Raw genomic sequence first — 18,348 nt, forward strand, 5'->3', positions numbered from 1 at the left:
ATGAGTTTTTCTAACAACTGGAGGCTCTGGTTAGCTTTAAAATATGTTTTTTCACGGAAAAGAGAGCGTTTTACAGGGATAATAGCGGTTATTGCTGTTTTAGGGGTAGCTCTCAGTGTAGGAGCCTTAACTGTAGTAAATGCCGTAATAACTGGTTTTAAAGAAGCAGTAGCAGAAAAGATTTTAAGTTTAAACCCCCACATCACGATCACCTTCTGGGAAGAAGGGTTAACCCCTAAGATAAAGACTTTAGTAGAAAAAGAGATTCCTAAAGACCAATTGTTAAGCCTTCAGGAGACATCTTCTATTCAGGGATTAATCATCGCTCGTTCCCATCCTATAGGTATAGTGCTTAAAGCTTCTAACTTAGATATGTTGGCCAAAGAAAAAGGTTTTAAGGTATTTTATGTAGAGAAGGATTTTTTAATAAGTGCCAAAGAAGAGAAAGTAGTTCCGGTGGTAGTAGGTAAAAAATTAAGAGACCGGTTAGGGCTTGGGGTAGGAGAAGTTTTAAATTTTATGAGTGCTCAGGGTATGTTTACCCCCTTCGGTTTTATGCCAAAAATATTAGACCTAAAAGTAGTAGGTTGGTTTGAAACAGGGGTTTATGATTTTGATTTAAACCTTGTTTTTGCCCCTTCTGAAACGTTTTTTTCTTATCTTACCCCTACCAACAGGTCTTTAGAGATTAAGCTAAAAGACCCATTTAAATCAGGGATTTACAAAGATAGGTTGCTTTCCTCCTTAGGTTTTGGAGTTCAAATCCTTGACTGGCAAGAATGGAATAGAAACCTTTTTGCTGCCCTTAAGATGGAAAAGTTAGGTCTCTTTGTAGTGCTAAGTCTTATGATTGCCGTTTCCCTTTTTACGATAATCGCCGCCATGATCATGCTTGTTTCTGAGAAAAAAATGGATATAGCTATTTTAAGAGCTCTTGGAGCCTCTTCTAAGGATGTAATGATCCTGTTTTTTTATAGTGGCTTTTTGTTTGCAGTTATAGGGGTATTGTTAGGTTTGGTGTTAGGAGGAAGTCTCTGTTGGGTTCTTTCTAAATATCCAGTGGTAAAACTCCCGAGCGATGTTTATCCAGTAGAATACATGCCGGTTTCTTTAAAATTTTTCGACCTTTTGGTTATCGTTTTGATTTCTTTTTTGATAAGTCTTTTAGCCTGCCTTTATCCGGCTAAGAAAGCTTCTGAGGTTATGCCTGCAGAGGTTTTACGCCATGGATAACCTTCCTGTTTTAGTCCTAAAATCTATATCAAAAAAATACCAACATGCAAACGAAGAGATCGAGGTATTAAAAAAAATCGACTTGGAGGTATATCCAGGAGACCTTATAGCGATAGTAGGACCTTCTGGGGTTGGGAAGACCACTTTGTTAAACCTTATGGGTACCCTTGATCAGCCTACAAACGGAGAGGTATATTTTCTGGGTAAAAAGATAGATTATAAACAAGAGGAGCATATCCTTGAAACACGAAAGAGGATAGGCTTTGTGTTTCAGCTACATCATTTATTACCAGAGTTTACGGTTTTGGAAAACGTTATCCTTCCAGGGTTGATTGCCAATCTGACCATAGAGGAATGTATGCAAAGGGCGGAGGTTCTTTTGCAAAAACTTAGAATTTTTCATAGAAAACACCATAAGCCTTCTTCTCTTTCTGGAGGAGAAAGACAACGGGCAGCCATTGCCAGGGCGCTTTTTTTAAATCCGGTTTTGGTGCTGGCAGACGAACCTACAGGGAACCTTGACCCAGCAAGTGCAGAAGAGGTAATAGACGCTTTTTTAACTCTTAACCAAGATTTTAACACCGCAGTGGTGATGGTAACCCATAACTGGGATTTAGCTAAACGAATGAAAAAAATTTTTTTGCTAAAAAACGGTTTTCTGGTAAAATGGGAAAAAGAGACCCTCAAATAGGGGTTAAGCTTTGAAGAAGATATTTCTATTTTTTGTTTTTGTCTGGCTGGGATGGTTACCTTCCCTTTTTTCAGCTCAAACAAATCTTCTTATCTATTCTGCCAAAACCATAGGTGACCCTACCAGTAGTCAAACTTTAGAAGCTTACCTTCAAAAACTTCAAGAAACACTTAAAAAAGAAGGGTTTCTCTTAGAAAAAAAGGTCTATTCTACCGAAGAAGCTAAGGCCTTCCTGAAAACAGGGATTTATGAAGGGATAGCTGAGGTTAAAGGTGTGGTTATAGGGAATAATGTGAGCTTTGAATGGAAACTTCTTTTACCTGGACCAAGCACCCAGTATTTTAACGTGGTAGGAGAAACAGGAAACATAGATACCTTGGTTTCTAATACGGTACCATATTTAAAAAGTATCTTTGAGAAAAAAGAAATAGTAGAAGAAATAAGATTAGTAGGTAATATGAGGATTAAAGAAGACCTGATTTATCCAAACCTTACCACCAAACCTGGCGACATCCTTGACTATAAAAAATTAAACACAGATCTGAGAAATCTCTATAAGATGGGATACTTTGAAAACATCGAGGTTAAGTTAGAAAAAGGAGCCAAAGGGGCGATAGTAGTTTTTGAATTTAAAGAGAATCCTTCTATCAAGGAGGTAGTTTTTAAAGGTAATAAACAGGTAAAGAGTGAAGATCTGTTGAAAATCATCAATCTTAAGGAAGGTACGGTTATTACGTCTAAGGAGCTTGACAGGATTCTTGAGATGGTAAAAGCCTACTACGAACAGTTAGGTTACAGCGGGACTGATGTGAAAATAGACTTAGAAAAGGTTTCCCAAGCTCAGGTGAAGTTGATAGTAGAGATAAAAGAAGGAAGGAAAAAATATATAAAGAAAATAGAATTTATAGGAAACAAAGCTATTTCAGAAAAAGAGTTGAGAGGTTTACTTTCTGTTTCAGAAAAATCTATATTTTCCCCGGTTAAAAAAGTTACTCAATATCTGAGAACTCTGACTACTCCAGAACCAGTATCTGAACCTGGGGTTTATAATCTTGCCTTTCTTTATAGAGATTTAGGAAAAATAGAAAGTTTTTATAAAAATCGTGGTTTTATCGATGTTAAGGTAGGAGAACCTTTGGTTAAAGAGGAAGAGGATGGGGTAATAATAAAAATCCCTATAGAAGAAGGAGATCAATATAAAGTTGGAAAGGTGGAGATACAACAGGATCTTTTTCCAGAGGATAAGATTTACAAAAAATTAAAGACCTTACCTGGGAAGGTTTTTAGTTTAGAGTCTTTAAAAATAGATGAGACCACCCTTACCCATCTTTTTGCAGACTATGGTTATGCCTATGCTAAGGTGACCACCGATTTTAGTAAAGACCCCAAAGCAAAGGTTATTAACCTAACCTTTAAGGTGGAAAAGGGACCTGTGGTTTATGTCAACCGTATTGAGGTAGAAGGAAACACCAAAACCAGGGATAAGGTGATTAGAAGACAAATTAACATAGCTGAAGGTTGGCCTTATAGTGAGAAGAGAATAGAAGAAAGTGAGGTAAGGATAAGAAGGTTGGGTTTTTTTGAAGATGTAAAGATAGAAAAAGAAAAGGCTGCCAAAGAAGATGAAGTCAACCTTAAGGTAAAGGTTAAAGAAATGCTTACTGGTTCGTTTGGTATCGGTGGTGGTTATAGTTCTTATGATAAGTTTATGTTAATGTTAGACATAACAGAAAGAAATTTCTTAGGAAAAGGGCAAAGATTAAACTTAGCAGCAAGACTTGGTACTAAAACCAGCCGTTACTCTATAAATTTTTATGACCCCTATTTTAGAGATACCAAGTATTCTCTCGGTTGGTCTCTTTATAACTTTGAGATAGAATATGACGATTTCACCAAGGACAGTAAAGGTGCTTCCCTAAAAGTAGGATATAACCTTACCTCAAAACTTTCTGTGTATGCAGGCTATAGATTAGACCATACCACCCTTGAAGATCTTTCAGATAACGTAGCCAAAATCATTTTAGAATCTAAGGATATTAAATTGACCAGTGCCTTTCAGTTTGGGTTAAACTATGACTCAAGGAATAGGTTTTTTATGCCTACCAAGGGTTGGTACCATGCTTTAGATTTTGAACTTGCCGAAAAGTGGTTAGGAGGAGACAGTAATTACATAAAAGTAGAAGGTGAACACCAAGTCTATCACACCTTTCATAAGCTTACTTTCCACGGAGTCCTAGGGTACGGATATCTAACCGAAGGTGGAGCCAGAAAAATCCCAGTTTATGAAAGGTTTTTCTTAGGAGGAATAAATTCGGTAAGAGGATATAAATACGGAGATATTTCTCCTAAGGATCCTGAGACAGAAGATAAAATAGGGGGTACCAGAAAGTTTTATACCCAGTTCGAGGTTATCTTTCCACTGATAAAAAATATCAATTTAAACGGGGTAGTCTTTTACGACATGGGAAACGTCTGGGATAAAAATACCGAATTTCAGTTTTCAGACCTCAGAAAAAGTGTAGGTATAGGCTTAAGATGGCTTTCTCCTTTTGGTCCCTTAAGGTTAGAATGGGGTTATAATATCGATAAGAAACCTCGAGAGGATTCAAGTAACTTCAACTTTAGTATCGGTGGAAATTTTTAGTTTTTACACAAAGTCAACTTTTTGATAAAGTCAAAAAAATGACATTTTTGGGTACTTCGTAGTTTGTTTAATATCTAATAGCGTGGTTTTTTCAGGAAAAATATTTCTAGTAGTATAAAGAAAAATTTTCCTTGACCTGACAATCGGTAGGAAAAGTTTTACCTTCTTTTTTTTTTCCCGCAGGTGGCATTAGTAATATCTACATCTTTAAAAATGGGCATGGTTTTTGTATATAATCTTTCAGAAACTTTTAGTTTATAAGAGAGGTTTATATGAGAGGGATACATATTAATCCTCAGTTAGGGTTGCTTGAGGCCTTAGAGGCGGCTCAACTTCTTGACAGAAGGTTAACGGTTACTACCAATAATTTGGCCAACGTTGACACCCCAGGTTATAAAGAAGATAGGTTGAGTTTTCAAGAAGTTTTGATGAAAAAAATCGGGCCTAAGGGAAAAAGGGCGTTTAAAGAGACAGTACCTTATTTGAATAAAGAGCAGGGTATTTTAGAGCATACGCAAAATCCCTTACACTTTGCTATCGTAGGGGAGGGGTTTTTTAAGGTTCAAACCCCTAATGGAATAGCCTATACCAGGGCAGGTAATTTTACGATTGACACTCAGAGGAGGTTGGTTACCCCAGAAGGATATCCAGTCTTGGTTAACGGAACTCCTTTGGTGGTTGACCCTGGTATGGCAAGAGGAGGACTTATTACGATGGAGGACTATAGACTTCAGGTCTCTCCTGATGGGGTTTTATCTATAGATGGAACAGAGTTAGGAAGGTTTGACGTGGTTACTTTTCAAGATCTAAACAAACTTAAAAAAGTAGGAGAAAACCTATATATGGCAGAAGGTATGGAAGAGATGCCGTCTACTAATTATGAGATTAGACAAGGTTTTATAGAAAAGTCTAACGTAAATCCTATAAGAGAGATGGTTGGTTTGATTGAGATCCAAAGGACTTTTCAGTCAGTCCAAAAAAGCATTCAAGGTTGGGATGAAGCAACAGAAAAACTGTTAGGTTTGAATAGATAAAGATAATTGGTAGAGGAGGAAAAGCACGATGATAAGAGGACTTTGGAGTGCTGCTACAGGGATGCAAGGACAGCAGTTGCAACTTGACGTGATAGCCAATAATCTTGCCAACGTAAACACCGTAGGTTTTAAAAAGAGTAGGGTTGACTTTGAGGATTTGTTTTATCAAAACCTAAAGCTTGCCGGAGCTTTGACAGCAGATGGAACCCAGGTACCTGTGGGAATGCAGATAGGTCTTGGGGTAAGGCCGGTGGCTGTTCCTAAGTTGTTTACCCAAGGAGAGTATCAGCTAACCAACCAAGAGCTTGATTGGGCGATAGAGGGTAGAGGGTTCTTTAGAGTGATCATGGGAGGAGAGGAATATTATACTAGGGCAGGGAACTTCAAACTTGATCGTGATGGATACATTGTGACCCCTGACGGTGCAAGATTACAACCTGAGTTTGCCGTTCCTCAGGGTACAGCAAGGATTGAGGTTACTCCAGATGGAATTATTACTGCCCTTGGCCCAAGAGGAGAGACCTTAGCCCAAGCTCAGCTTACTCTTTATGATTTTACCAACCCAGCTGGTCTTTATGCGGTGGGAAGAAATCTATTTAAATCTACAGATGCTGCTGGAGATGTTATAGAGGGTAACCCTGGACAAAATGGATTTGGAACCATAGCTCAGGGTTATCTTGAGATGTCTAACGTGGACATCGTAGAAGAGATGGTAAAAATGATCATTACCCAAAGGGCTTATGAGTCTAACTCCAAAGGAGTGTTAACTGCAGACCAGCTTTTAGAAATAGCCAACAACCTTAAGAGGTAGTGGATAGATGAAAAGAAGGTGGTTTTTGGTCTTTTTTATAGCCTTTGTGCTAAGTTTTAAGCCTCTTAAAGGAGAAGAGTTTTACACTGAGGCGGATTATAAAAAAATTTTTTTGCAAGAAATACAAACAAGGCTAAGCAAGGTATACCCAAAATTGAGTTTAGAAAAGTTTAGCGTAGAACCAAGGGAAGCTAAGGTGATTAAAGAAATGCCTTACCAGGTTAAATTTTTAGGAAGACCAGGTCTTGGGTCTAATACAGTTATTCTGGTGTTTTTTAAAGACGGAAAAGAAGCTTTTAGGGTTAGACTCTGGGGTTATGTAGAAACCTACGCTTTTGTGGCAGTGTTAGCTAAACCGTTAGAAAAAGGAGAGGTAATCACTAAGAACCACTTAGTTTTTCAAGAAAGACCGCTCTCAAGGCTTCCTCAAGATGTGATTTTAGAAGAAGAAGAGGTATTAGGTAAAGAGGTAAGAACAAGCCTTAAGCCTAATGTGGTTTTAAGAAAGTCATTCTTGAACGAACCTCTTTTAGTAAAAAGAGGACAAGAGGTTTTAATCATAGGTAAAGGACGGGGGTTTTTGGTTAAAACCAAGGGTAAGGCCTTACAAGATGGAAGAAAAGGGGAGGTTATAAAGGTTAGAAATTTAACCAGTAACAAAGAAGTTTTAGGTAGAGTAATCTCAACAAACGAAATTGAGGTGATGCTATAATGAGAATGTCAAAAATTTGGCTATCATTGTGGCTTATATTTTTGTGGGGCTGTTGGGAGTTTGACCCGAAAACCCCTCCCACCCCCCCACAACCTCCTGAGGTAGCCGTTCAAGTAGAAGAAGGGCGTTATTTGACTAAAGGGTCTTTGTTTAAAGAGGGAAGGGATTTATATGGTTATGCAGATAAAAGAGCCAGATTTGTAGGGGATATTCTTACGGTTAAGATTGTAGAGACCTATCAAAGCTCTAACACGGTAAGTCAAAAAAGTGGAAAAAGTAGTTCTGCCTCTGCGGGTCTCTCCAGTATTTTAGGCTATGAGAAAGATATAAAAGGCATGTTTTTACCTGATGCTGCAGATTTAGGGACTCTGTTTAAAGGTGAGATGAGTTCTTCTACCTCTGGACAAGGTCAGACATCAAGACAAAGTAAGATTGTGGCTACCTTAAGTGCAAGGGTGGTTAAAGTCTTGCCAAACGGGAATTTAGTAATTCAAGGGGTGAGAACCATAAAGAGAAATAGAGACCTTGAGTATATAACCCTTACAGGGATCGTAAGACCAGAAGACATAGCTGCAGACAATTCAGTGCTTTCTACCCAGATCTCTGATGCCTATATCGAATACAGCGGTAAGGGTCCTAATAGTGAGGCTGCAAGTGGACCGGGAATCATTACCAGGCTTTTACAACTATTTTGGTTGTTTTAGAGGGAAGGGTATGAGAAGGATAATCTGTCTTTTATTTTGTTTGAGTTTTTTTCTGGTAGACCAGGCCTTTTCTGTAAGGCTTAAAGATATCAGCGAGGTAGAAGGGGTTAGGGGTAATTTTTTGGTAGGTTATGGACTGGTAGTTGGTCTTAAGCAAACAGGAGACGGAGATCAGACTAAGTTTACCGTGCAGTCCATAGTAAACATGCTTGAAAGGTTTGGGATTTTAGTGCCTAAGGAACAGGTGAAATTGAAGAACGTGGCTGCTGTGATGGTTACTGCCTATTTACCTCCCTATGCTAAGCCAGGACAAAGGATAGATGTAGAGGTTTCTGCTATAGGTGATGCTAAAAGTCTTCAAGGAGGAACCTTATTGATGACCCCTTTAAAAGGTCCTGATGGTCAAGTTTATGCCTTAGCTCAGGGACCTATTTCTATAGGTGGTTTTGGGGCCCAAGGAGGTGGGGCTCAAGTTCAGGTAAACCATCCTACCGTAGGTAAAATCCCTAACGGAGCCATAGTAGAAAGGGAGGTTCCGATGGAAGACCTAAACAGTCTATCAAAGGTGGTTTTAAGCCTGAAAACCGAAGATTTTACCACGACTTCAAAGATAGTTGAGGCTATCAACACTTACTTAAAGGGAAACTATGCAAAGGCTTTAGACCTTAAAAACATAGAACTAACCGTGCCTTCTAACTATCAGAAAAGGGTAGTAAAACTTTTGGGAGAAATAGGTAACCTTGAGGTTATACCTGATAGCCCGGCAAGGGTGGTTATAGACGAAAAAACCGGTACGGTTATCATCGGAGAAAACGTAAAGATTTCAAGGGTAGCAGTAGCTCATGGAAATTTAAGCGTTGAGATAAAAGAGACCCCAGAAGTTTCTCAGCCATACCCTCTTTCTCCAGGTGAAACGGTGGTAACTCCAAGAACAGAAATACAGGCTAAAGAACAAAAAGCAAAGATTGTGGTTTTAGAAGAAGGAGTAACCTTAGGAGAACTGGTTAGGGCCCTTAATGCAGTTGGAGCAACTCCAAGAGAGCTCATCGCTATCTTGCAGGCTATAAAGGCTGCAGGGGCTTTACACGCAGATTTGATAATCATATAAGAGGGCCTAAACGATGAAAGCTTATGGGATTTACTATCAAAACCTAAATGAGATAACCAATTTGGCAAAGAAAAACCCTAAAGCTGCGTTAAAAACCCTTTGTAATGAGTTTGAATCTCTTATTTGGTATGAGATTTTAAAAAACTTTGACCAATCTATGTTTAAAAGCAATTTATTCCCCGAAACCTTAGAAAAAAAGATTTATCAGGATTTTCTTTACCAAGAAATAGGAAGGAACGTATCAGGAAGGCCAGGGAGTTTAGGGGATTATCTTTATCAAAACCTTTTAAAAAGCGCTTACCTAAAGAATAAGATAGAAAAATCCGATAAATAACTATACAGGAGGTGATTTTAAGATGGTACGAAAAGAACTTATCGAACTAAAAGAAACTTTAGAAAAGGAAAAAAAGGCTCTTATGAAAGGGGCGATAGAGGAAATTTTAAAATGGGCTTCTTATAAAGCCAGGCTTGCAAACTCTTTAAAAGATAAAAATGACTTTACCAAAGAAGAACAAGAGATGTTGGAGGAGATTTTTAGAATCAATGAAAAAAATAAAATGATAATCCAAGCTGGTCTTAATTTTGTAGAAGAAGCCTATAGTTTTTTAACCAACATCTTTTGTCAGCAAGAGACCTACGGAAAAGTTCCCCAACAACCTCCAAGGGTTATTTCTAAATCTGCTTAAGGATAAGCTATGGCTGGACTTACAAGCACTTTAAATATAGCTAAAAATTCGCTTCTTGCCTTTCAGTTAGCTACTCAGGTTATAGGACATAATATTTCTAACGTAAATAACGAGGCCTACTCCAGACAAAAGGTAGTAGAAACCACCTATCCTCCCAGTCCATCTCCCGTAGGACCTATAGGAACAGGTGTAAGGATAGACTTTATTAAAAGATATTTTGATGTTTTTTTAGAAAGAAACCTGAACCTAAAGTATACAGATTTGGGCCTATACAATGCAGAAGAGTCTGGACTTAACGTTTTAGAAAGCCTTTTTAACGAGGTAAGTGAAGGGGTTGGACTTACGACAGTTTTAAAGAATTTTTGGGATTCTTGGCAAGCCTTAGCTAACACCCCTGAAAATTTAGCTGCAAGAACGCAAGTTTTAGAGAACGGAAAGTTAATATCTGAAATTTTTCAAAGTAAGTTCCAAGGACTTAGAGATCTTGAAAACCAGATTGGGCTTAAACTTAAAACCATGGCAGAAAACATCAACAAAATATCTTCTCAAATCGCTGAATTAAACCTGCAGATTACCGCACTTGAGTCTGGAGGAAAAACCGCCAACGACCTAAGAGACCAAAGAGATAATCTTATTAGACAACTCTCACAGCTGGCTTCCATTCAGTATTTTGAAACCAAAGAAGGGGCTTATAACGTTGTTTTAGGTAAAGGGTTTAACCTGGTAAATTTGGATAGAACCTGGAAGCTTGAGATCTCTGGTACAGATTTATACTGGGTAGATACTTCAGGAGCCAAAGTACCTATCTCAAGCAAAGAGGTAGCTTCCGGAGAACTTGGGGGTTGGTTGAGACTTCTTGAACAGCTCTCAGATAAATACAACTATGAATATGTTTCAGGAAACAAGATAAATTTTAATATTTGGGGGAGAGCGATTTCTGAGAGTGACAAACTCTCAGACCTTGGACTTTCTGGTACTGTAACCTTTAATGTTACAGGCACCGACCATTTTGGAAATGCTATCTCTGGAAGTATCTCTTATGACCTTTCAACCAACCCTGACGTCACCTTAAGAGATCTTTTGGACCAAATAGAAGGATTTTACAACTATACAGTCAAAGCTTATATAAAGGATGGTAGGCTTTTTGTGGAAGACAAATTTAGGGGTCCTGGAAAGATTAGTTTTTCTATAAGTGGGCCTTTTGATTTTGGAAACTTTTCAGACCCTGCTTATCAAAGAAGGGTAGAAGAGTTAAATTTAGCAGGTAAACTTAAACTTTTTGGTGAAGATCTGGTAAAAGCTGTAAACGAGCTTCATACTCAAGGGGTAGGGCTTACGTTCTATACAGGAGAATTAGAAGGGGCTTATTCAGCCCAAAAATATATCAAAGAATTGCCCTATTTTCTTGACCTTGCCAAAAATCAGACAGGAAATCAATTTACAGGGTTTTTCTATATATGGATTAAAAATCCTCAAGGTCAGATTACTCCTGTAAAAGTATCGGTTGAAGGGTTATCTGTAAACGCTACCCTTGATGATTTAGCAAATATGATCAATGTTTCCCTTCAACAAGCAGGTTTTTATGACCCTTCAGACCCAAATGCTACATATCTTAAGGTTTTGGTAAGAGGAGGGAAACTTGTCTTTCAGGCTAAAGACGGCTATGCTTTTGCCTTTTCAAACGATACCTCAGGGATTCTTCTTTCTACGGGGATAAATCTCTTTTTTGTAGGAACAGACCCAGAAGATTTTTCTGTAAACAATGCTCTTGTGCTAAAGCCAGAGTTAATTGCCTCAGGTAAGATGGACTTAAACGCCTTAAGAACAGAAAATTCTCTTTTTAAAACCTATAAGAGTGTTTCCACAGTTAACCCTTTTCAAACTTTTGATAATAGCTTAAGTAAAATTTATCTTAGGTTTTATGATGATAAGGTCAATCAGGTGCCTTTGTTTGACCAAAACCCTTATAACGAGAAGGTTTTCTTTGTGTTAGGAGGTAATGTTTCTGAAAATACCAAATTGACAGACCTTGGGTTTTCTGACGGAACTATCATAAACTACGGAGGAACTCTTTATGATGGAACAGCAGTAGCCGGTACTTTTACGGTCAATCCTTTTAACACGGTAAAAGACCTTATGGAAGGCATTAGAGCTACCTACAACTATACGGTAGAGGTTTATATAAAAGACGGGATGTTATGTATAGAAAATAAAACTGCAGGCGATAGTCAGTTAACCTTTAATTCTGTTGAGTTAACTCAGAATAGTTATTTTGGCCCTAACTATAGATGGAACGTTACCCCTTCTCAAGAGTATTTTGTAGAGATTCCTGTGGCCACAAACGAAGTCCTCTCTTCTATCCTTGCTAAAATAGACAGACTTCCTTATCTAAGAGCTTACGTTGATGCAGAAAATAAAGCGGTTTTAGGGCTTGAGGCTACCCAGACCAGAGCTTATGCCTTTGAAATAGGAGACAACAGTAACAACGTAAACGGGTTTATAGATTTTTTGAGCGCTCAACAGATGTATATTCCTTCTTTTAGAGGAGACCCAGATGTGGCTACCCTTAGGGTAACGACAGGTTTTGAAGACTTTGATTTAGATCCTATAGACGAGGACTATCTTTCATTTTATCTTTTTGATAAGAAAGGGAGTTACTTAGATACCTTCAGGGTAAGGCTTGATGATGGAAAGACTATTTTAGACGTGATCAAAGAGATCAATTCCCCTCAAAATGCAAAGTATGGTCTTTCTGCAAGGCTTGATAGGTCTGGAAAACTAATAATAGAAACTACCGGACTATATCAAACGGCAACTTTTGTAGTCCAAGATGAGTTCTATGATGGAATCAACTATACCCAAACTAAATATGATCAAGGGTTTATAAATGCTCTTAAGGGTTATGAGTTTAAGAGAGGGGATAACCGCACAGCTCAGGCTATAGCTGACCTTTCTTCTGTTACCAGAAAAGATTTAAATTATGCTACCCTTGAGGACTATTACTCAAGTTTGGTAGGAGAGGTGGGGTCTGCTACCAAGGCTGTAAAAGATAACAAAAACTTTTTAGAGACGTTAATTTCTCAGATAAAGGCGATAAAAGATAGCATTTCAGGAGTTTCTTTAGACGAAGAGATGACCAATCTTATCAAATATCAGCAAGCCTTTGCTGCGGCTGCAAAAATTTTAACCTCAGTAGAAGATATGTTAGAAACCCTTATCAACGCAAAACGTTAATATAAGAGGGTAAGACCATGAGAATAGGTTTTAACACCAAATATAATAGTGTACTTACAGACCTAAACCGACTTTCTTCTGACTTAAACCTCACCCAACTTAAGATCTCTTCAGGTAAAAATTTTATCAGACCTTCAGATAATCCCTCAGACGTGGTTATTTCTCTTAATTATAAACAAGGAATTAATAAGATCGAGAAGTATCAAAAGGCTATCGATGACGGACTGGCCTTTTTAAAAGCTCAGGAGTCAACCTTAGGGAATGTAGAAGACTTGGTGGCAAGGGCAAAGGTGCTTGCTATCCAGGCTGCAAACGCCACCCAAGATATCAACGCAAGAAAAGCTACCGCAGAGGAAATAGATAAGATCATCCAGTCAGTTTTAGCCTTGGCAAATTCTCAGTTAGGAGAGAAATACCTATTTGCAGGGCAAAAAACCAGCGGTTTTGCTCCAGGTACTTTTCCTTTTGAACTAACCAAAGAAACCCTTCCTGATGGTCAGGTAATCGAGAAGGTAGTTTATAACGGTTCAGTAGAAGATTTTTCCATAAGCTATGATAAAGGTATGCAGATAAAATTGGGAGAAAACGGACAAAAAGTTTTTATGGATTCAGGGATTTTTGAGACCCTTATAGGGTTAAAAAGACTACTTTTAACCGATAACCAGATAGACTATCAGCAGGAAAGATATAACATTCAACAATTTATAGGGAAACTTGATGAGGTCTACAACCATATAGCAGAAAAAAGAAGTTTGATAGGGGCTCAAATATCTCATCTTGAGACTAAAAAAGAACTTTATACAGATTTTAAACAGACTTTGGAGAATAATCTTGGGTCTCTTGAAAGTGCAGATTTGGCAGAGCTTGCTACCAAGATGCAGATGCTTTCTATAGCTTATGATGCAGCCCTTAAAGCTACAGCTATGGTAAGTGGAATGAGTTTAGTGAAGTATGTCTAAAGTTTACTCCAGGTAGGAAAGAGAAAATTTTTTCCTGAGATGTAGACCTGAGATAGATGAGAGGGCAGGTGGATAAGGTATATACCATGCCCTTGAGGACCTTCTCCAGAGGCAAGGAGATAGTCTCCTGTAGGTGAGAAGGCTGGGTCTTCTAAACGGCCTTTGAAGGCAAATTTATCTTCCTTTCCAGTGGTAAGGTCTTGTAAAACTAAATAGGTTAGGCCCCCGCCTCTTGACAAATAAAGGACTTTATCTCCTTTTGGTGAGAACCTGGGAGAGGTATTGTAAGCCCTTATTTTGGAAATTTTTTTTGTCTGTTTGGTTTCTAAGTCAAAAAGATTGATAGTAGGTTTTCCTGTCCTTCTATCATGTACATAAAGAAGTTTTTGTCCATCCTGTGATAAGTCTCCTACCTGATAAACCCCTTCTCCTTTTAAGATAGGTTCGAGGGTCTGATTTTCTAAGCTAAATCTATAAATTCCTATTTCTGCTTGATCTTCTATGGTTAAGAAAAGAGCCTTTTCATCAGGACTCCATACAGGAGTAGAACTTATACCTTTTATGTTAAAGGCCTTTTTTTCTCCGGTTTTAAGGTCTAAAATTTCTAAGAAGTAGAGCTGTTTTTCATATACTAAATAAGCTAACTTTTGACCAGAAGGAGAAAACTTAGGGAAGAGAATAAGAGGGGCTGATCTCAATTCCTTAGGGTTTTCTTTAGAGAAGTCTGCAAGGTATAGACGGTCTTTTCCTAAAACTCTTTTTACAAAAGCTACTTTAGAGTAGGCTATTCCTTTATGGTGAGAGAGGTCTTCGATTATTTTATCTGTAAGGACATAGATAAGTCTTTCTGGTTGGGAGGGAGAACTTTTTAGGTGGTATTCGCCTATGATCCTTTTTTCAAGAAGGTCTTCAAGTTGCCCTTTAAAGGTGATCTCCGATGAGGTTAGGCTAAAACTTCCGGTTAGGTAATATTCTTTAGAGATAGGCTGAGAAAAAGGAGGGTTAGGGGTTGCTAAGACAAAAAGATGTAGGTTTATCATCTTTCTTAAAAGGGAGGTTAATTTGGCAGAAACCGAAGGGTCTCCCTTAAAATCAGGAACCCTGACTAAAATTTTCCCAAAGGTTTGACTTTCAACAGTAATGAGAGGAAGACCTTCAGAGGGTTCAGTAGCTTTAGCAGGTAAAGCTCCTGCTAAAGCTAAGAGAATAGATATAGATAAGAATATCCAGATACCCTTAAACTTCATAGGAACCGTTTTCCATCTTCACCACATCTTCGAACTTTATATCCATCCCTAATATTCCTATTATTTCTTCGTATTTATTTCTTATAGGAATAGAAAGAGTGATACAAAGATTACCTGTAATTCTAGAAGTATAAAACTTAGAAGTATAGGTTTTACCTGTCTTCATCGGCACCTTAAACCACTCTCTGTTTTCAAAAGTTTCTGTTTTAAGAAGTTCTTCGAACTTGTGGAGGTATTCGATATCGTTGGTCAACCCCACCACGGGTTTCCCCTCTGCGTCAACTATGTAAATAAATTGAACGTATGGATGTTCTTCCAAAAATTTTTTGAGCACAGGCCTTATTTTGGTTGCTTTAAGGGTAGACATTTCTTTTTCTTGAGAGAGGTCTTCGATGTAATGAGACATAAGTTTTATGACATAGTCCCTTAGATGATCAAGCTCAGATACAAAGAGTTCAGGGAGATATTTTTTGGTGTAAGTCAACATTTCCTCGTTAGAAATAGGGGTAACTCTTCCTTTTTCATATTCTTCGATGATTTTTTTGTAGATTTTAGCCACCCCTGGATGTCTTTTATCAATCTGTTTTTCTCCTTTAAGCCCAAAGTGCATGTTAATCCAATAGGCAATTCCAGCGGTTCCACTTTTATCAGTGATGATGATCTGTATAGGTCTTTTTAATACACGGAGGGTATCAAAAGAATTGTAAATTTCTTCATTTTTTATCAAACCATCTATGTGGATTCCTGCTTTGGTAGCGTTAAATTCTTCTCCCACCAAAGGCTGTCTGGGAGGTATTTTTTCATGAAGTTCGGTTTTATAGTAATTTACGATATCAGTTATGACAGAAACATCCATACCATCAGCTGTACCCTTTAAAGCAATATATTCAAACACCATCGCCTCAAGAGGGGTGTTACCTGTGCGTTCCCCTATACCAAGAAGGGAAGTGTTAACATAGGTGCATCCGTAAAGCCAGGCAACTGTTGCATTTATTACCCCTTTATAGAAGTCGTTATGGCCATGCCACTCAAGAAGTTCTTCAGGAACCCCAGCTTCTTCTATCAAAGCCCTGATAAGCTTAGGTACACTTACAGGAAGAGCTGCCTCAGAATAAGGCACACCCAATCCTAAGGTATCACAAAGTCTGATTTTAACGTCTATACCACTTTCTTCTCTAAGTTTCATAAGCTCTATGGCAAAGGGTATCACAAACCCATAAATATCAGCCCTGGTTATGTCTTCAAAATGACACCTTGGGCGAATTCCTAACGAAAGGGCTTCTTTTACGATAGCTAGATAATCCTCTAAAGCCTGTTTTCTTGTTTTTTTGAGTTTTAAAAAGATATGATAGTCAGAACAGGAGGTAAGAATACCTGTTTCCTTAAGTCCAGCCTCTTTTACTAATTTTAGGTCGTTTTTGTTAGCCCTTATCCATCCTGTAATTTCAGGATACTGGTATCCTAAGCCTAAACATCTTTCTAAAGCCTCTCGATCTTTTGGGGTATAAAGAAAAAATTCAGTTTTCCTTATTATCCCTTTAGGCCCACTAAGTTTGTGTAAAAACTTATAAAGGGTTTCTATCTGTTCTGGAGTGTAAGGAACTCTGGCTTGTTGCCCATCTCTAAAAGTGGTGTCTGTGATGTAGAAATTTTTAGCAGGTTGAGGGGGTATGTATTTTCCGTCAAAGAAAATTCTTGGTGGTTCTATGTAAGGAAAAAATTCTTTAAAAAGATTAGGTGTCTCTACATCTTTTAAAGTATAGATATCTTTGCGAGGTTTTAATTTTAGCATGGTTCTTTCCCTTTTTATACCAAGAGGTAAGAGTTTACCTCTTGGACTGGGGGTATTTGTATCCCGCCTTTTATTCAGGTAAGGGTTTTCCCCCAGCAGGCGGCATTTACCCTTACCTAAAAGATAACATATAGTAAATTTAAAAGGAATTAGCTAAAAATCAAGTTCTATGTTATCATTCATTAAAAAATTTAGACTATTTAGCTTAAAAAAGGGTTGACAAAACAATTTTTAGTAGGATTATTATTTTCTAATATGTACCTAACTATAAATAAATTGGTAGAAGAAATGAGCAAAGAATTTAAGATCATCCCTGCTGAAAGGACTTTTGGGGTAGAATATGCGATAAGAGATATCGTTGAAGCCTCTCAGGAGGCTAAAAAAGCAGGAAAAGACCTTATCTGCCTTAACATAGGAGACCCTGTTAAGTATGGTTTTAAAACACCAGAACATATCATTAAAGCCGCTTGCGAAGCCCTTTTAAATAATCTTAACTCTTATTCAGAATCTACCGGCATATCTGAAGCTATAGAAGCTATAAAAGGCTATGCCCTTAAAAAAGGGATTCAACCTGTTGATATTTATATTACTCAAGGGGCATCTGAGGCCATAGAGTTTGCCATTTCTGCCTTGGCTAATCCTGGGGATAACATTCTTCTCCCTTCTCCTTGTTATCCTCTCTATCAGGCTATAGTTGCCAAATTTCAGATTGAGCCAAGATTTTATTATCTTGATGAAGAAAAAGACTGGGAAATAGATATAGACTCGATAGAACCGCTTATAGATGATAAAACCAAGGCCATAGTAATCATCAACCCTAACAACCCCACCGGAGCTGTTTATTCTAAGAAAACTTTGGAAAAAATTTTAGAAATAGCAGAGGAATACCATCTTGTAGTACTTTCTGACGAGATTTATGATCAATTTATTTTGGAAGAAGGATTAGAGCATGTTTCGATCGCAGCTTTAACCGATAAAGTTCCTGTCTTAACCTTTAACGGTCTTTCTAAAAATTACTTTGCTCCTGGTTTTAGGATAGGCTGGGGGATAGTTTCTGGTCCAGAGGAAATGCTGAAAGATTATATAGATGCTATTCATAAGCTTGCCCGCACTAGACTTTGTGCTTCTCATCCTCTCCAGTTTGCCATTCCTGCTGCCCTTAATCAAGAAAATGTTTACATAAAGCAGGTGATACCTCAACTTAAAAAGAGAAGAGACCTCTTGGTAGATGGAATAAACAGTATTCCTTGTCTTTCTTGTGTAAAACCTAAGGGTGCTTTTTATGCTTTTCCTAAGTTTGAGATCCCAGGAATCGAAGATTTGGATTTTGTGAAAAGATTGATCTTAGAAGAAGGTGTGGTAGTAGTACATGGAAGTGGGTTTGGTCAAAAACCTAACACTAAACATTTTCGTATCATCTTTCTTCCTGAAGAAGCAGTAATTTTAAAGGCATTAGAACGGATAGAAAGGTTTGTGAAGAAGTTTCTTTAGAC

General features: G+C 37.9%; 15 protein-coding genes. 13 read left to right on the forward strand and 2 right to left on the reverse strand.

From position 1 onward, the window contains the following. The 12 genes from HL41_RS00910 to flgL all read left to right on the forward strand — a co-directional run bounded on the left by HL41_RS00910 (position 1) and on the right by flgL (position 13,816). The gene (locus tag HL41_RS00910) at positions 1 to 1,233 is read left to right on the forward strand and encodes an FtsX-like permease family protein (RefSeq protein WP_038063300.1); all 1,233 of its coding nucleotides are present in this window, start codon (positions 1 to 3) and stop codon (positions 1,231 to 1,233) included. Next, positions 1,226 to 1,924, forward strand: coding sequence for an ABC transporter ATP-binding protein (locus HL41_RS00915; RefSeq protein ID WP_038063303.1), 699 nt, complete (start codon positions 1,226 to 1,228; stop codon positions 1,922 to 1,924). Before HL41_RS00910 ends, HL41_RS00915 begins: the two co-directional genes overlap by 8 nt. 10 nt (positions 1,925 to 1,934) lie before the next feature. Beyond that, a complete protein-coding gene (gene bamA / locus HL41_RS00920; RefSeq protein WP_038063306.1) occupies positions 1,935 to 4,568 on the forward strand; it encodes an outer membrane protein assembly factor BamA in 2,634 nt (877 codons plus the stop codon). Between the two features lie 272 nt (positions 4,569 to 4,840). Further along, complete coding sequence (flgF, locus tag HL41_RS00925; RefSeq protein ID WP_038063308.1) at positions 4,841 to 5,602, forward strand: flagellar basal-body rod protein FlgF; 762 nt, start codon at positions 4,841 to 4,843, stop codon at positions 5,600 to 5,602. Between the two features lie 28 nt (positions 5,603 to 5,630). Then, positions 5,631 to 6,413 carry a flagellar basal-body rod protein FlgG gene (gene flgG / locus HL41_RS00930; protein WP_038063310.1) on the forward strand — a complete coding sequence of 261 codons (783 nt, stop codon included), beginning with the start codon at positions 5,631 to 5,633 and terminating at the stop codon, positions 6,411 to 6,413. A gap of 7 nt (positions 6,414 to 6,420) precedes the next feature. After that, the gene (gene flgA / locus HL41_RS00935; protein WP_038063312.1) at positions 6,421 to 7,125 is read left to right on the forward strand and encodes a flagellar basal body P-ring formation chaperone FlgA; all 705 of its coding nucleotides are present in this window, start codon (positions 6,421 to 6,423) and stop codon (positions 7,123 to 7,125) included. A gap of 26 nt (positions 7,126 to 7,151) precedes the next feature. Further along, complete coding sequence (locus HL41_RS00940) at positions 7,152 to 7,829, forward strand: flagellar basal body L-ring protein FlgH (protein ID WP_158506212.1); 678 nt, start codon at positions 7,152 to 7,154, stop codon at positions 7,827 to 7,829. A 10-nt stretch (positions 7,830 to 7,839) separates the two neighbouring features. Further along, the gene (locus HL41_RS00945; protein WP_038063315.1) at positions 7,840 to 8,937 is read left to right on the forward strand and encodes a flagellar basal body P-ring protein FlgI; all 1,098 of its coding nucleotides are present in this window, start codon (positions 7,840 to 7,842) and stop codon (positions 8,935 to 8,937) included. A gap of 13 nt (positions 8,938 to 8,950) precedes the next feature. Next, entirely contained in the window at positions 8,951 to 9,271 is a 321-nt protein-coding gene (locus tag HL41_RS00950; protein ID WP_022854622.1) for a rod-binding protein, read from the forward strand. 22 nt (positions 9,272 to 9,293) lie between these two features. Beyond that, positions 9,294 to 9,623 (forward strand): hypothetical protein, encoded by a 330-nt coding sequence (locus tag HL41_RS00955; RefSeq protein ID WP_038063318.1) that lies wholly within the window; start codon positions 9,294 to 9,296, stop codon positions 9,621 to 9,623. A 9-nt stretch (positions 9,624 to 9,632) separates the two neighbouring features. Further along, positions 9,633 to 12,857 (forward strand): flagellar hook-associated protein FlgK, encoded by a 3,225-nt coding sequence (gene flgK, locus HL41_RS00960; RefSeq protein ID WP_038063321.1) that lies wholly within the window; start codon positions 9,633 to 9,635, stop codon positions 12,855 to 12,857. 17 nt (positions 12,858 to 12,874) lie between these two features. Next, entirely contained in the window at positions 12,875 to 13,816 is a 942-nt protein-coding gene (gene flgL, locus HL41_RS08890; RefSeq protein WP_051754407.1) for a flagellar hook-associated protein FlgL, read from the forward strand. Here the strand turns inward: flgL and HL41_RS00970 are convergent. Both HL41_RS00970 and HL41_RS00975 read right to left on the reverse strand, forming a co-directional pair. Next, on the reverse strand, positions 13,813 to 15,063 hold the full coding sequence (locus tag HL41_RS00970) for a TolB-like translocation protein (RefSeq protein ID WP_038063323.1): 1,251 nt from the start codon (positions 15,061 to 15,063) through the stop codon (positions 13,813 to 13,815). The genes flgL and HL41_RS00970 overlap by 4 nt on opposite strands. Continuing rightward, positions 15,053 to 16,855, reverse strand: a complete 1,803-nt coding sequence (locus tag HL41_RS00975; protein WP_038063326.1) for a triose-phosphate isomerase — start codon at positions 16,853 to 16,855, stop codon at positions 15,053 to 15,055. Before HL41_RS00975 ends, HL41_RS00970 begins: the two co-directional genes overlap by 11 nt. Positions 16,856 to 17,143: 288 nt before the next feature. Between HL41_RS00975 and HL41_RS00980 the strand changes: the two genes are divergently transcribed. After that, positions 17,144 to 18,346, forward strand: coding sequence for an aminotransferase class I/II-fold pyridoxal phosphate-dependent enzyme (locus HL41_RS00980; RefSeq protein WP_038063585.1), 1,203 nt, complete (start codon positions 17,144 to 17,146; stop codon positions 18,344 to 18,346). Positions 18,347 to 18,348 lie beyond the last annotated feature (2 nt).

Origin of the sequence: Thermodesulfobacterium commune DSM 2178, assembly GCF_000734015.1 — a bacterium.
In the GTDB taxonomy this organism is placed as follows: Bacteria; Desulfobacterota; Thermodesulfobacteria; order Thermodesulfobacteriales; family Thermodesulfobacteriaceae; genus Thermodesulfobacterium; species Thermodesulfobacterium commune.

Bases quoted from the DNA above. Each gene is read 5' to 3' on its own strand.
- HL41_RS00975 (WP_038063326.1), bottom strand. From the start codon at position 16,855: ATGCTAAAATTAAAACCTCGCAAAGATATCTATACTTTAAAAGATGTA.
- HL41_RS00955 (WP_038063318.1), top strand. From the start codon at position 9,294: ATGGTACGAAAAGAACTTATCGAACTAAAAGAAACTTTAGAAAAGGAA.
- HL41_RS00980 (WP_038063585.1), top strand. From the start codon at position 17,144: ATGAGCAAAGAATTTAAGATCATCCCTGCTGAAAGGACTTTTGGGGTA.
- HL41_RS00950 (WP_022854622.1), top strand. From the start codon at position 8,951: ATGAAAGCTTATGGGATTTACTATCAAAACCTAAATGAGATAACCAAT.
- flgK (WP_038063321.1), top strand. From the start codon at position 9,633: ATGGCTGGACTTACAAGCACTTTAAATATAGCTAAAAATTCGCTTCTT.
- flgF (WP_038063308.1), top strand. From the start codon at position 4,841: ATGAGAGGGATACATATTAATCCTCAGTTAGGGTTGCTTGAGGCCTTA.
- flgL (WP_051754407.1), top strand. From the start codon at position 12,875: ATGAGAATAGGTTTTAACACCAAATATAATAGTGTACTTACAGACCTA.
- flgA (WP_038063312.1), top strand. From the start codon at position 6,421: ATGAAAAGAAGGTGGTTTTTGGTCTTTTTTATAGCCTTTGTGCTAAGT.
- HL41_RS00945 (WP_038063315.1), top strand. From the start codon at position 7,840: ATGAGAAGGATAATCTGTCTTTTATTTTGTTTGAGTTTTTTTCTGGTA.
- flgG (WP_038063310.1), top strand. From the start codon at position 5,631: ATGATAAGAGGACTTTGGAGTGCTGCTACAGGGATGCAAGGACAGCAG.
- HL41_RS00970 (WP_038063323.1), bottom strand. From the start codon at position 15,063: ATGAAGTTTAAGGGTATCTGGATATTCTTATCTATATCTATTCTCTTA.
- HL41_RS00910 (WP_038063300.1), top strand. From the start codon at position 1: ATGAGTTTTTCTAACAACTGGAGGCTCTGGTTAGCTTTAAAATATGTT.
- HL41_RS00915 (WP_038063303.1), top strand. From the start codon at position 1,226: ATGGATAACCTTCCTGTTTTAGTCCTAAAATCTATATCAAAAAAATAC.